The organism is Stutzerimonas chloritidismutans AW-1 (assembly GCF_000495915.1).
Classification (GTDB): Bacteria; Pseudomonadota; Gammaproteobacteria; order Pseudomonadales; family Pseudomonadaceae; genus Stutzerimonas; species Stutzerimonas chloritidismutans.
The window spans coordinates 88,653-102,373 of the sequence record NZ_AOFQ01000007.1 but is presented as its reverse complement, the minus strand read 5'-3'; the positions used below and the strand labels follow the sequence as shown (position 1 = coordinate 102,373).

The 13,721-nt window shown below is 63.1% G+C and carries 12 protein-coding genes and 1 pseudogene; 10 read left to right on the top strand and 3 right to left on the bottom strand.

Translation table 11 applies throughout. The features are described 5' to 3' along the window. The first annotated feature begins 26 nt into the window (after positions 1-26). Entirely contained in the window at positions 27-653 is a 627-nt protein-coding gene (locus F753_RS28605; protein WP_023444137.1) for a LysE family translocator, read from the top strand. A 586-nt stretch (positions 654-1,239) separates the two neighbouring features. Here F753_RS28605 and uraH read toward each other — a convergent pair. After that, positions 1,240-1,593: a hydroxyisourate hydrolase gene (gene uraH / locus F753_RS28600; protein ID WP_023444136.1), complete on the bottom strand. Its 354-nt coding sequence runs from the start codon at positions 1,591-1,593 to the stop codon at positions 1,240-1,242. 279 nt (positions 1,594-1,872) lie between these two features. On the opposite strand from uraH, the gene puuE reads away from it, so the two are divergent. The 9 genes and pseudogenes from puuE to F753_RS28555 all read left to right on the top strand — a co-directional run bounded on the left by puuE (position 1,873) and on the right by F753_RS28555 (position 11,580). Next, positions 1,873-2,802, top strand: a complete 930-nt coding sequence (gene puuE / locus F753_RS28595; protein WP_023444135.1) for an allantoinase PuuE — start codon at positions 1,873-1,875, stop codon at positions 2,800-2,802. After that, on the top strand, positions 2,802-3,317 hold the full coding sequence (gene uraD / locus F753_RS28590) for a 2-oxo-4-hydroxy-4-carboxy-5-ureidoimidazoline decarboxylase (protein ID WP_014819417.1): 516 nt from the start codon (positions 2,802-2,804) through the stop codon (positions 3,315-3,317). The genes puuE and uraD overlap by 1 nt, the downstream gene beginning before the upstream one ends. A gap of 65 nt (positions 3,318-3,382) precedes the next feature. Further along, complete coding sequence (gene alc, locus F753_RS28585; protein WP_023444134.1) at positions 3,383-4,378, top strand: allantoicase; 996 nt, start codon at positions 3,383-3,385, stop codon at positions 4,376-4,378. 167 nt (positions 4,379-4,545) lie between these two features. Next, positions 4,546-5,058: an ureidoglycolate lyase gene (locus tag F753_RS28580; RefSeq protein ID WP_023444133.1), complete on the top strand. Its 513-nt coding sequence runs from the start codon at positions 4,546-4,548 to the stop codon at positions 5,056-5,058. Between the two features lie 113 nt (positions 5,059-5,171). After that, positions 5,172-6,420: pseudogene (locus F753_RS28575) on the top strand (urate hydroxylase PuuD). A 249-nt stretch (positions 6,421-6,669) separates the two neighbouring features. Further along, entirely contained in the window at positions 6,670-8,220 is a 1,551-nt protein-coding gene (locus F753_RS28570) for a cation:proton antiporter family protein (RefSeq protein ID WP_023444132.1), read from the top strand. Positions 8,221-8,429: 209 nt separating this feature from the next. After that, positions 8,430-9,923, top strand: a complete 1,494-nt coding sequence (locus tag F753_RS28565; RefSeq protein WP_023444131.1) for a uracil-xanthine permease family protein — start codon at positions 8,430-8,432, stop codon at positions 9,921-9,923. A 95-nt stretch (positions 9,924-10,018) separates the two neighbouring features. Further along, positions 10,019-10,831 (top strand): outer membrane protein OmpK, encoded by an 813-nt coding sequence (locus F753_RS28560; protein WP_023444130.1) that lies wholly within the window; start codon positions 10,019-10,021, stop codon positions 10,829-10,831. 125 nt (positions 10,832-10,956) lie between these two features. Further along, entirely contained in the window at positions 10,957-11,580 is a 624-nt protein-coding gene (locus F753_RS28555) for a TetR/AcrR family transcriptional regulator (protein ID WP_014819410.1), read from the top strand. Between the two features lie 65 nt (positions 11,581-11,645). On the opposite strand, the gene F753_RS28550 is transcribed toward F753_RS28555, so the two are convergent. Together F753_RS28550 and F753_RS28545 are read right to left on the bottom strand one after the other, a co-directional pair. After that, positions 11,646-12,098: a PA2169 family four-helix-bundle protein gene (locus tag F753_RS28550; RefSeq protein ID WP_014819409.1), complete on the bottom strand. Its 453-nt coding sequence runs from the start codon at positions 12,096-12,098 to the stop codon at positions 11,646-11,648. 138 nt (positions 12,099-12,236) lie between these two features. After that, positions 12,237-13,505, bottom strand: a complete 1,269-nt coding sequence (locus F753_RS28545; RefSeq protein WP_023444129.1) for a sensor domain-containing phosphodiesterase — start codon at positions 13,503-13,505, stop codon at positions 12,237-12,239. Positions 13,506-13,721 lie beyond the last annotated feature (216 nt).

The window sequence follows — 13,721 nt, the reverse complement described above, 5'->3', positions numbered from 1 at the left end:
TTTTGCATTGGCTGAAGGAGGCCGTCATGACCCTGGAAATATGGCTGTTGTTCGCCGGTGCGGCGCTGGTGGTGATCCTGATCCCCGGGCCGCTGTCGTTACTGATGATCAGCAACAGCCTGAACTACGGAGTGCGCCGCTCCTGGCCGGCCTTCCTGGGCGGCGTGACAGCTTCCATCGCCCTGCTCAGCGCCTCGGCGCTGGGGCTTGGCGCGCTGCTGATGGCCTCGGAGCGGCTGTTCAGCACGCTCAAGCTGGTCGGTGCGCTGTACCTGTTCTACCTCGCCTGGCAGAGCTGGAAGGAAGCCCGTTGCACACCCACCGCCCACGAGATCGAAAGCCCCGCCCTCGCCCCACGTTTCAGTCGATTGTTCGGCCGGGCGTTCATCCTTGGTGGCAGCAATCCAAAGGACATTCTCTTCTTCGCCGCCTTTCTGCCGCAGTTTCTCAGCGCGGGGCAGCCGTTGCTGCCGCAGCTGTTGGTGATGATCCTTACCTGGGCCGTCCTCGATCTGCTCTGCAAGCTGGCCTACGGGTTGGGCGCGCAGGGGGCGGCACGTTACCTGCGCACCGGGAAGGGGCATGTGTGGTTCAACCGGACAAGTGCGGCGCTGTTTGGGGGCGCGGGGGCGGCGTCTTTGATGAGTCGGTAGCGCTCTGCAGCTTGCCCCTTAGCCAGGCTCCTGGCTGAGGCATTGGTTCCGCCCTGCTGGGCAATTCACTTTTTTCCAGTCGCGGAAGATGAACGTTGCCCGCCAGGCCGTGCAAGTAGGAGCAAGCAATGCGCGTTTTCTTTCGTCGCTTAGAAGTCATAGGCGACTCGGACACTGAGGCCCGTCAGTAGGCCGCGCGTAATCGTCATGGAAGGGGTTGAAGCGGCATGGATGCCGTGAGAGCTGTGATGGGCCATGGATGGCCCTTCACAGCGTGCCCCTGCAATGGCGATGGAGTGAGGGAACCCTTCGCGCAGCGAAGGGCCGGATGCCGGGATGGCCTTCTTTTTGGTTACTTTTCTTGGCCAAGCAAGAAAAAGTGACGCGCCGTGAGAGGCGCAACCTGCCGGTCGGGCCGAGGAAAGCGCGGCGCCATCGCACGAACCTCACGCCACAGATGCCTAGGCCACTCAGGCTAAAAACCAGCGCCGAGCGCCTCACGCTGACCAAACTCGACCCACAAAAAACCCGCCATTACGGCGGGCAAAAGGGACTCCACAAGAGTCAGCACTAAAGGGAAAAACGACTAGCTCCCCCGATACGTCGAATAGCTATACGGCGATACCAACAACGGCACGTGGTAATGCTCCTGCGCCGAATCGATTCCAAAGCGCAGCACCACCACATCGAGAAACTCAGGATCCGCCAGGACCACACCACGGCGGCGGTAGTAGTCGCCGGCACTGAACTGGAGCTGATAGACACCGGACAGGTAATCCGCACCTTCCAGCAACGGACTGTCGCAGCGCCCGTCGGCATTGGTCTCACGGGTTGCGACCAGGGTCAGCGCCTGATCCTCGACGCGATACAGCTCCACCTTGATTCCGCTGCCCGGGCAACCGTGGGCGGCGTCGAGTACGTGTGTGGTCAATCGGCCCACGGGCACCTCCGCTCTGTTGAATGGAAACTGCCCCGAGCATAACCATCCACCCCACATCGCTCAAGACAATCTGCAGATATTTTTGTATACAGTTTTTCAAGCATCGTTTGGCCCGTTACCTGCAAGCTGCAGATGGCTCTGAGCATGGTTAATCGCGACACGGCAGATACCAGCTATAGCGAAAGGATGAAAATTGCTATTTACAAAGCCCCATTCAATTTGTATACAATCCAGTCATCCGGTCGTGCCATGACGACCCGCCATACAGGAAGCACCCCAGTGAGCGCCGACTACCCACGCGACCTGATCGGTTACGCCAGCAACCCACCGCACCCGCGCTGGCCGGGCGATGCGCGTATCGCGTTGTCCTTCGTGCTGAACTACGAGGAAGGTGGCGAACGCTGCGTGCTGCACGGCGACAAGGAATCCGAGGCCTTTCTCTCCGAGATGGTCGCCGCGCAACCGTTGCAAGGCGTGCGCCACATGAGCATGGAGTCGCTCTACGAATACGGCAGCCGTGCTGGCGTATGGCGCCTGCTCAAGCTGTTCGACAAGCACGACATCCCGCTGACCATCTTCGCCGTCGCCATGGCCGCCCAGCGTCACCCCGAACTGATCAAGGCGATGGCCGGCGCCGGACACGAAATCTGCAGCCACGGATACCGCTGGATCGACTACCAGTACATGGACGAGGCCGAAGAGCGCGAGCACATGCAGGAAGCCATCCGCATCCTCGGCGAGATCACCGGCGAACGGCCGCTCGGCTGGTACACCGGCCGTACCGGCCCGAACACCCGGCGCCTGGTACGCGAGGAAGGCGGCTTTCTCTACGACTCCGACACCTACGACGACGACCTGCCCTACTGGGACTCCGAGTCGACGCCGGACAAGCCGCATCTGGTGATCCCCTACACGCTGGACACCAACGACATGCGCTTCACCCAGGTGCAGGGCTTCAACAGCGGCGATGACTTCTTCACCTACCTGAAGGATGCGTTCGACGTGCTCTACGCCGAAGGCTGCGAAGGCGCGCCGAAGATGTTGTCCATCGGCATGCACTGCCGGCTGCTCGGGCGCCCGGCGCGCCTGGCATCGCTGGCCCGCTTCATCGAGTACGTGAAGGGTCATGAGAAGGTCTGGTGCGCCCGTCGTGTCGACATTGCCCGCCACTGGCACGCCACCCATCCTTTTACCGCGGAGCGCAATTGATGACCCCGTTCAAGACGATCAAACCCTCGACGCTGGATCGCGACGCCTTCGTCGCCGCCTTTGCCGACGTTTACGAGCACTCACCCTGGGTTGCCGAAACCGTCTACCAGGCGGGCGTCGACGAGACGCTGGACGACATCGAGGTGCTGCACACCCGCCTGTCCCAGGCGATGCTCGCCGCCGACCATGACACTCAGCTGGCACTGGTCAATGCTCACCCCGACCTGGCCGGCAAGGCCGCCGTGCGTGGCGAGCTGACCGCCTCCAGCACCTCGGAACAGGCCGGCGCCGGCATCCACGAATGCACGCCGGAGGAGTTCGCCCGCTTCACCGAACTCAACGAGGCCTACAAGGCCAAGTTCGGCTTCCCCTTCATCATGGCGGTCAAGGGCAGCAACCGGCACCAGATCCTCGCCGCATTCGAAGAACGCATCCACAACGATCCCGAGCAGGAATTCGCCCGGGCGCTGGCGGAAATCAACAAGATCGCCCTGTTCCGCCTGCAGGCGATGTAACGAGCACCAACCGCAACAAAGGCAGTAATGACAGAAACCGCTTCTCATCCAAGGCAGACGAGTCCATGAAAGCTTACGCCGTACCCTTCGAAAAATACGTCAACCTGGCCGATGCCCGCCTGGGCACCCGCGCCATCTCCGTCACCGACGATTGGTTCGCCGACGTCAACCGGTTGTTCCAGCCAACACCGGCCGTATGGAAGGAGGGCGTTTTCGATGACAACGGCAAGTGGATGGACGGCTGGGAGTCGCGCCGCAAGCGCTTCGAAGGTTACGACCATGCGGTGATCCGCCTGGGCGTGCCGGGTCAGATCAAGGGCGTGGATATCGACACCAGCCACTTCACCGGCAACTACCCGCCGTCCGCCTCGCTGGAAGCCTGCTTCGTCGCCGACGGCGACCCGAGCGACGACACCGTCTGGACGGAAATCCTCCCGGCCGTCGAGCTTCAGGGCAACAGCCACCACTACCACGAGATCGCCTTCGACAAGCCAGTCAGCCACCTGCGCTTCAACATCTACCCGGACGGCGGCGTGGCGCGTCTGCGCGTGCACGGCATCCCATTCCGCGACTGGAGCAGCGTCGGCGATAACGAACAGATCGACCTGGCGGCGGCGCTGAATGGCGGTCGCGCGCTGGCCTGCTCGGACGAGCATTTCGGCCGCATGAGCAACATCCTCAACCCGAACCGCGGCGAGAACATGGGCGACGGCTGGGAAACCGCCCGCCGCCGCACGCCCGGCAACGACTGGGTCATCGTCGCCCTCGGCCATCCGGGCGAGATCGAGCGCATCGTCGTCGATACCCTGCACTTCAAGGGCAACTACCCGGACAGCTGCTCGATCCAGGCGGCTTACGTCAAAGGCGGCACCGACAGCCAGATCGAAACCCAGAGCCTGTTCTGGCGCGAGCTGCTGCCGAGCCAGAAGCTGTCGATGCACGCCGAACACGAGTTCAGCGAGCAGATCGCCAAGCTCGGCCCGATCACCCACGTGCGCCTGAACATCTTCCCAGACGGCGGTGTGAGCCGGCTGCGGTTGTTTGGCAAGGTGGTGAAGTAAGGAGCGGGGTTGGCCCCTCACCCTAACCCTCTCCCCAGAGGGGAGAGGGAACCGGCGCGGCGCAGGGCTCAACCTTGTGCCCCCTCTCCCCCTTGGGGAGAGGGCCGGGGTGAGGGGGCGGGCTCCAGCGAACAACGAAAAGCATCCACTAACTGAACGAGCACACCATGCGCACCCTGACCATCGAGCCATTGACCAAGGAAGCCTTCGCCCCCTTCGGCGACGTCATCGAGACCGAAGGCAGCGACTACTTCATGATCAACAACGGCTCGACCCGCCGCTATCACAAGCTGGCCACGGTCGAGACCGCCGCGCCCGATGACCAGGCGATCATCAGCATCTTCGCCGCCGAGGCGCTGGAGATGCCGCTGGTCATCCGCATGCTCGAACGTCATCCGCTGGGCAGCCAAGCCTTCATCCCGCTGCTCGGCAACCCTTTTCTGGTCGTGGTCGCGCCACTTGGCGATGCACCTGTACCGGGTCACGTCCGCGCCTTCCGCAGCAACCGCAGGCAGGGCGTCAATTACCACCGCGGCGTCTGGCACCACCCGGTGCTGACGATCGAAAAGCGGGATGAATTCCTGGTGGTCGATCGCAGCGGTTCTGGCAACAACTGCGACGAGTACTTCTTCACGGAGGATCAGCAACTCCTCCTCGACCCCCAACGGGAATCGACATGACCGCTACTGCGCTGGCTCATTCGGCGTTGCCTTGCCTGCGTTCGCGCCGCGCTCAAGCCGATTCCAATAAGAAGAAATACGGCCGCCTGCAGGCCGCAAGAGGTGCATGACAAATGGACGCCCATCTGACCGAATGGCTGAACCTGAGTATCCGCTGGATTCACATGATCGTTGGCGTCGCCTGGATCGGTGCTTCCTTCTATTTCGTCTGGCTGGAGAACAACCTCAACCGCGCCAACCCGCGTGAGGGCCTGTCGGGCGATCTCTGGGCCATCCACGGTGGCGGTATCTACCACCTGGAGAAATACAAGCTGGCGCCGCCGCAGATGCCGGAAAACCTGCACTGGTTCAAGTGGGAGGCCTACACCACCTGGCTATCGGGCGTGGCGCTGCTGATGGTGGTGTACTACCTCAACCCCAGCCTGTACCTGATCGCAGCGGGCAGCGAACTGTCCCCTGCGGCGGCCATCGCCATCGGCTTCGGCTCGCTGATCGTCGGCTGGTTCGTCTACGACCTGCTCTGCGATTCGCCGCTGGGCAAGACCCCCACCCTGCTCGGCCTGGTGCTGTTCGTGCTGGTGATCGCCGCGTGCTGGGGCTATTCGCAGATATTCAGCGGCCGCGCAGCCTACATTCATACCGGCGCGCTGATCGGCACCATCATGGTCGGCAACGTGTTCCGCATCATCATGCCGGCTCAGCGTGCGCTGGTCGCCGCCATCGAACAGAACCGCACGCCCGATCCTGTGCTGCCGGCCAAGGGCCTGCTGCGTTCGCGGCACAACAACTATTTCACCCTGCCGGTGCTGTTCATCATGATCAGCAACCACTTCCCGAGCACTTACGGCAGCGAATACAACTGGCTGATCCTCGCCGCGCTCGGCGCGCTGTCGGTGCTGGCGCGCCACTACTTCAACAGCGCCCCCCTCCTCCACCCCCCGCCACAACAGTAATCGCTTCGCCTGGGCGCTTCCGGCCGCGGCACTGGGCATGATCTGCCTGGCCTACGTCACCGCGCCGAACCGCCAACCGGCACCAAACCTGGCAGCGACCTCGCCGGAGCAGGCCAGCACGAGTGCACAGCAGAGCGGCGCCAGTGCCAGCCAGTTCGCCCAGGTCAGCGAAGTGATTCACGAGCGTTGCACCGTTTGCCACTCAGCGCAGCCGAGCAGCCCGCTGTTCAGCGCGGCCCCAGCGGGCGTGATGTTCGATACCGCCGAGCAGATACGCGAGCAGGCGGCGAAGATCCATGCGCAAACCGTGGCCAGCCAGATCATGCCGCTGGGCAACATCACCCAGATGACCCAGGACGAGCGCGATCTGCTGGGTGACTGGATCGCCAAGGGCGCGTCCATCGACTGAGCAAAGACGCCGCGCGCAGCCCGCGCGGCGTTCTCTCTACGTACCGTTCCAGTTGGAGCACTGGCCGCACCACATCCCTCCTCGGCTCCCTAGGCAGGCATGGCAACGCTGCGCTGCATCACGGCAACTCCCGCCTCCAGGCCGGCGGCGGGCGAGCAGATTCCCGCAAGGAATATCGCTGCCGACGCTACCCAATCGCCGACACCCCGTTAAAATGCCGCGCCCTCCCTCGACGCCGGACGCCGCCCCGTGATTGAAGCCAGCTGGATTGCCTTCGCTTTCGCCCTCGGGCTGCTTGCCCGCTTCATCGGCCTGCCGCCGCTGATCGGCTACCTGGGCGCCGGCTTCGCGCTGGCCGCAGCGGGCGACTACGTGGGCGTGACCCGTGACGACAGCATCGTTCTCGATCACCTGTCGCATCTGGGCGTGCTCCTGCTGCTGTTCACCGTGGGGCTCAAGCTCAAGCTCGGCAATCTGGTTCGCCGCGAGGTCATCGGCGGCAGCCTGCTGCACTTCTTCATCTCCAGCGTGCTGGTGATGCCGGCGATCATGCTGATCCTCGATAACAGCTGGCGTGAGGCCATGCTGCTGGCAATCGCGCTGTCCTTTTCCAGCACCGTGCTGGCGGCCAAGGTGCTGGAAAGCAAGCGCGAGCTGCGCGCCTTTCACGGCCGCGTCGCCATCGGCGTGCTGATCATCCAGGACCTCATCGCTCTGGTGGTCATGAGCCTCGCCGCAGGCAAGGCCCCTTCCGCCTGGGCATTGCTGGTGTTCCTGCTGCCGCTGCTGCGCCCCGTGCTGTTCCGCCTGCTCGACCACAGCGGCCACGAAGAGCTGATGGTGCTGTTGGGCCTGATGCTGGCGCTGGTGGCCGGCGGTCTCGGCTTCGAATACGTCGGCCTGAGTTCCGAACTGGGGGCGCTGGCCTTCGGCGCCATGCTCGCCAAACACAAGCGCGCCAGCGAGCTGTCGAATTCGCTGTGGGCGATCAAGGAAGTGTTTCTGGTCGGCTTCTTCCTGAAGATCGGCATCGGTGGGCTGCCAGACGCCGACGCCCTCTGGTTCGCCTTCGCCATGTCGCTGCTGCTGCCGCTCAAGGCGGTGCTGTTCTTCGGCCTGTTCGTCGCCTTCCGCCTGCGCGCCCGCAGCGCCTTTCTCAGTGCCGCCAGCCTGACCAACTACAGCGAGTTCGGCCTGATCGTCGTCAGCGTGGTGCTGCCGCAGTGGCTGATGCCGCTGGCGATCACCGTGGCGTTCTCGTTCATCGTTTCGGCGCAGATCAACCGTTTCGCCCATCCGCTGTACGAACGTCTGGCGCCGCGTCTGCTCCGCTACGAGCGCAACATTCGCCACCCCGACGAACAACCGGTGTCCCTGGGCGATGCGCGCATTCTGATCATGGGCATGGGCCGTACCGGGCGCGCCGCCTACGACTACCTGGCGGAGAAGGGTTTCGCCCTGGTCAGCCTCGATTCCGACCCGGTCATGGTGGAAAAGAACACCGCCGAGGGCCGGCACATCCTCTTTGCCGATGCCGAGGACCAGATGTTCTGGCAGAGCCTGGAGATGAACGAGGTCGAAGCGGTGATCCTGGCGATGAACGATCCCGAGGCCAAGATCATCTCCACCCGCAAGTTGCGTGAAAGCGGCTTCGGCGGGCTCATCGTGTCCCACGCGATGTACGAGGATATCGCCCAGCGCATCCAGGAAGCCGGCGCCGACCGCACCTACCTGACCATGAGCGAGGCCGGCGCGGGCCTTGCGGAAAATGTCTCGCGGGAATTGCAGGCACCGCGCTGAGGCCCGGTCCAGAACCGCTCGCGCGATCTGGGCCAACTGCCGCCGATCCAATTGTGCACAATTTTCTGATTTATTGTTTATCAGCCTGTCTACAGGTTGCTATAGTCCAGGCGTCCTGACCGATCGAACAGCTTTCGACGGACAGCGATAGAGGTGCCGTGAAGCCTCGCAAGCCCATGACCGTAAAACAACAAATGGCAGGCTTAACAATGACCGCAACCGAAAACAGGAGCGGCACCGCTCCGCAAGCGAACCAGGACCTCATCTATCAGCTCGATGATCGCCCCGGCCCGCTACCCGCGACCTTCGCCGCCTTGCAGCACGTGCTGGCCAGCTTCGTCGGTATCATCACCCCCACCCTGATCGTCGGCAGCGCGCTTGGCCTCGATCAATACGTCCCCTACCTCGTCAGCATGGCGCTGTTCGTCTCCGGTCTCGGCACCTTCGTCCAGGCCCGGCGCTTCGGCCCCATCGGCTCCGGACTGCTGTGCCTGCAGGGCACCAGCTTCGGCTTTCTCAGCGCCATCCTCAGCGCCGGCTTCATCGTCAAGGCGCGGGGCGGCACGCCGGAGGAGATCCTCGCCACGCTGTTCGGCGTGAGTTTCTGCGCCGCGTTCGTCGAGATCGCCTTCAGCCAGTGCATCAACAAGCTGCGCCGGGTGATCACGCCGGTGGTCACCGGCACTATCATCTGCCTGATGGGCCTTTCGCTGATCAAGGTGGCGATGACCGATATCGCCGGCGGCTACGGCGCCGATGACCTCGGTGCCCTGCCCAACCTGGCGCTGGCCGGCCTGGTGATCGGCATCATCGTGGTGCTCAACCGCTTTCCCTGGGCGATCCTGCGGCTGTCGGCGGTGATCATCGCGCTGACCGCGGGCTATCTGGTGGCCTGGTCCATGGGCAAGGTGGACTTCGCCGAGCTGGGCGAACTGCCGCTGCTCAGCGTGCCGCAACCGTTCCGTTTCGGTTTCGCCTTCGACTGGATGGCCTTCATCCCGATCGCGGTGATCTTTCTCATCACACCGCTGGAAACCGCCGGCGACCTCACCGCCAACTCGATGATCTCGCGTCAGCCGGTGCGTGGGCCGGTGTATCTGCGGCGGATCAAGTCGGGAATCCTCGCCGATGGCTGCAGCTCGGCGGTCGCCGCGGTGTTCAACAGCCTGCCGATGACCACCTTCAGCCAAAACAACGGCGTCATCCAGCTCACCGGCGTCGCCAGCCGCTACGTTGGCTACTACATCGCCGCGGTCCTGGTACTGCTGGGTCTGTTCCCCTTCGTCGGCGGTGTGCTGCAGCTGATGCCCAAGCCGGTGCTCGGCGGCGCCACGCTGATCATGTTCGGCACCGTGGCCATCGCCGGTATCAAGATCCTCGCCGAAGCCGGCCTGCATCGCCGCAACATGCTCATCGTGTCGATTTCCCTGGGTCTCGGCCTGGGTGTCGCCGGCGTGCCGGAGGTGCTGAGCGCGATGCCCGAGGTGCTGAAGAACATCTTCGGTTCGCCGATCACCATCGGCGCCTTCAGCGCCATCCTGCTCAACCTGTTCCTGCCGCGCGAACCGAGCGAAGTCGATGTATTCGACCCCGAGGAACTGGTCGAGGATGCCGTCGGCACCAACACGCTGTCGGTGAATATTCCTGACTATTCGGCGCGCAGGGATAACGCCACGACTCCCTGTACGGGGCGATCCGTCTGATGGTCAGAATCACGCCATCGTGCGCTTCTCGCCACGCCAGTCTTGAAAGACAATGGCGCCCAAAAAAAGCCGTCACCCACTTCAAGGAAATCCACATGCAACTGAAGACCGCTCCCCTCGCCGTCGCGCTCGCCGGCAGCCTGCTGACCGCCCCGGCGATGGCCGAAGGCCTCCTCCACTGGCACAGCAACAGCCTGACCTACCTGTACGGCAAGGATTACAAGATCGATGCGCCGATCCAGCAGACTGTCACCTTCGAGCACGTCAACGGCTGGAAGTATGGCGACACGTTCCTGTTTCTCGACTCGATCCACTTCAACGGCAAGGGTAACGACAACGGCAACGACGACAGCACCTTCTACGGCGAATTCTCACCGCGCCTGTCGTTCGGCAAGATCTTCCAGCGCGACCTGAGCTTCGGCCCGATCAAGGATGTGCTGGTCGCAATGACCTACGAGTTCGGCGAAGGCGATGTGGAAACCTACATGATCGGCCCGGGCTTCGATCTGGACGTGCCCGGCTTCGACTATGTCTCGGTGAACGTCTACCACCGCGACACTGACGGTGACCGCGTAGGCGACGGCACCTGGCAGGTCACCCCGGTGTGGGGCTACACCCTGCCGGTGGGCAACTCCGACATCCTCATCGACGGCTTCATCGATTGGGTGGTCGACAACGACAGCAACTCCCGCGGTGAGGAATATCACGCCAACCTGCACATCAACCCGCAGATCAAGTACGACCTAGGCAAGGCGATGAACTGGGGCGAGAAGCAGCTCTACGTCGGTATCGAGTACGACTACTGGTCGGACAAGTACGGCATCGAAGACGGCGGCTTCGTCAGCGAAAACTTCGTTGGCAAAACAGACCAGAGCACCTTCAGCGCCATCGTCAAGGCGCACTTCTGAGTGCTGTCGCGAAGGGGCTCCGGGCCCCTTCGCCTCTCGTCCGGCGCTTCGGTTGAGGGGCTTGCGACCAGGGTGCTAGCATGCGGGCGCTTGTTCGTATCGCCGGCAGCCAGCGAAAGGCCCCCATGTCCAGTATCCGTGAGCGCAACAAAGAGCTGATCCTCAAAGCCGCCAGCGAAGAATTCGCCGAAAAGGGCTTCGCCGCGACCAAGACCAGTGACATCGCCGCCCGCGCCGGGCTGCCCAAGCCCAACGTCTACTACTACTTCAAGTCCAAGGAAAACCTCTACCGCGAGGTGCTGGAGAGCATCGTCGAACCCTTGCTCGAAGCCTCGGCGCCGTTCAACCAGCCAGGCCATCCGGCCGAGGTCCTGCGCGCCTATATCCGCACCAAGATCAGGATTTCCCGTGACCACGCCTGCGCCTCGAAGGTGTTCGCCAACGAGATCATGCACGGCGCTCCGCACCTGTCGCCGGAACGCACTGCGCAACTCAACGCCCAGGCGGCACACAACATCGCCTGCATCCAGCGCTGGATCGACGACGGCCTGATGGCGAAGGTCGATGCCAATCACCTGCTGTTCAGCATCTGGGCGGCGACCCAGACCTACGCCGATTTCGACTGGCAGATCAGCACCGTCACCGGCAAGAACCGCCTCGACGACGCCGACTACGATGCGGCGGCAGACACCATCATTCGCCTGGTACTCAAGGGTTGCGAAATCGCCGAGCCGGCTCAGGTCGACTGACCGGCGGAAACGAAAAACGCCAGCATGCGCTGGCGTTCTTCAAACCCTGACCGGCTGGCGAAGCATCAGCTCCGGGCGCGAGCCGCGTCGCGCAAAGCCTTTACCTGATCATGGTTGCGTTGTACGCCCTGGTACTGACGTTCGACCACGATCCGCACTTCGGCTGGCAGGTCTTTTTCCAGCGCCTTGCGGTAGCTCTTAACCGCGACATCCTCACCACGCTCACACTCGTTGAGAATGGCCTCGTCGTCCTTGCCGGTGATCATCGACTTGAGGTCTACCCAGCGACGGTGCATGTCGGCAGCCACACTGGTGCTGGTCTCCGGATCGCCGCCCATGGAGCGGACCAGTTGCTGCAGCTCGGCGGCGGCCGTGGCGCAGTCGCGCGAACGCTGATTCATGGTGCTCTTGAGTTGCGGATCGCGCAGGTCTTCGGCGCATTCGAGGAAGCCCTTTTCGCCATCCTTGCTGGTTTCAATCAGGTCGTTGAGCACTGAAATCGTGTCTTTCGTATCCATCTTGTACCTCCTGACAAGTCGACTCGGAAAGGGCCACATCGCTGCCGCCCGCGTTATAAAGTCGACTGCCCACGCACCACAAAGGTTCAGCGAAACCGCCCGAAGGCACTCTCTTGGCTCATCACCCGGCCACGCCGGCTATGCCTGTCGGCTCATGGCGAGCCCGTGATGCAATGGCATCGGCCGACCGAGCAGGTAGCCCTGCGCCTTGTTCACTTCAAGCCGCCGCAACATGGCCAGTTCCTCCTGGGTTTCAACCCCTTCGGCGACGACCTTGCAGCCGGTTTCCTCGGCGAAGCGGATCAACGCGGCGGCCAGCGCGCGGCAGCCGGTGTCGCTGTCGACATTGCGGATCAGGCTGCTGTCGAGCTTGATCACGTCCGGCTTGAGTTTGAGGATATGGCGGAAACTCGCATAGCCGGCGCCGGCATCGTCAACCGCCAGCCGTAGCCCCTTGCTGCGCAGTGGTTCGAGTGCCTCGGCCAGCTGCGAGTAGTCCTGTACCGATGCGTGTTCGGTCACCTCGAGCATCAGCCGCGCCAGCGGTTGATCGGCGAGCACCGTGCCAAGCGCGCCGGCGAGGATGGTTTCCGGCGAAACATTGAGCGACAGGTAGCTGTCTGCAGGCAGCTGATCGAAGTCGTGCAGGGCCGCCTCGATCAGGGCGACCTCCAGCTCCTGCTGCAAGCCGACCAGCCCGGCCTCGGCGAACCACTTGTCCGGTGTTCGCTGCGGCTGCGCGCTGAATCGAGCCAGCGCCTCGTGGCCAACGATGCGGTTTTCCACCAGATGCACGATGGGTTGGTACACCACCGAATACGCGCGTTGCTCGAGCACCGAGCGAATGCGCGTGAGCGTCTCGGCATAGCGAATCTCATTGAGCGCATGGCGTTCCAGCAATCGGCCGGCGAAGTCGGCGAACAGCCGCAGCGTATTCAGATCTCGCTCGTTGAGGCTGTTGTCCGGCGTGGTGCTGAAGCAACAGAAGGTGCCGTAAAGCCGACCATCGCTGAAGCGCAGCGGAACACTGAGGTGCGCACCGACCGGCAAGGCTTTGGTCACCGGCATGGCCAAAGCCTCCGGTAGAGTCGCCGCATCCTGAATCAGCTCGGGCAAGCGCCCGTCGAGCACGCGTTGACAGTAACTGTCGTCCAGAGGATTGCACGCCCCGACCTCGAGCTGCAGGGGTACGAAATTGCCGTCCAGGTAGCGAAAAATCCGGCTGCCGCCGCGAAACTCGCTGATGAACGCGACATCCATCCCCAGATGCGTGCGCACGGCATGCAGGGTTTCGACGAGCATCTCGCTCAATGAAAGGTTGGCGCTCTCCAGGCGACGCAGAATGGAGAGCGGATCATCGGCCATCCCGAGTTGATCGACCTGATCCTGCTGTATGTCATCAGACATGGAGTCCCTCCCCGTTTGCTGGCTGCCATTGCTGCCGTATGAATACCGTCGACAGCGAGCCGCTGGAGAGCCGCTGGAGCCCGCGATGTCGTTTGCCGACCAGTTGCCCGGATACTAGTCGCGCCCGTCGATCTGCTGATGCCTCAGCGACGATTGGCACAAGGCCTTGTAGAACCGGCCGCGTCGCACGTTGCCGCACCGTTCGAACCCCGCCTC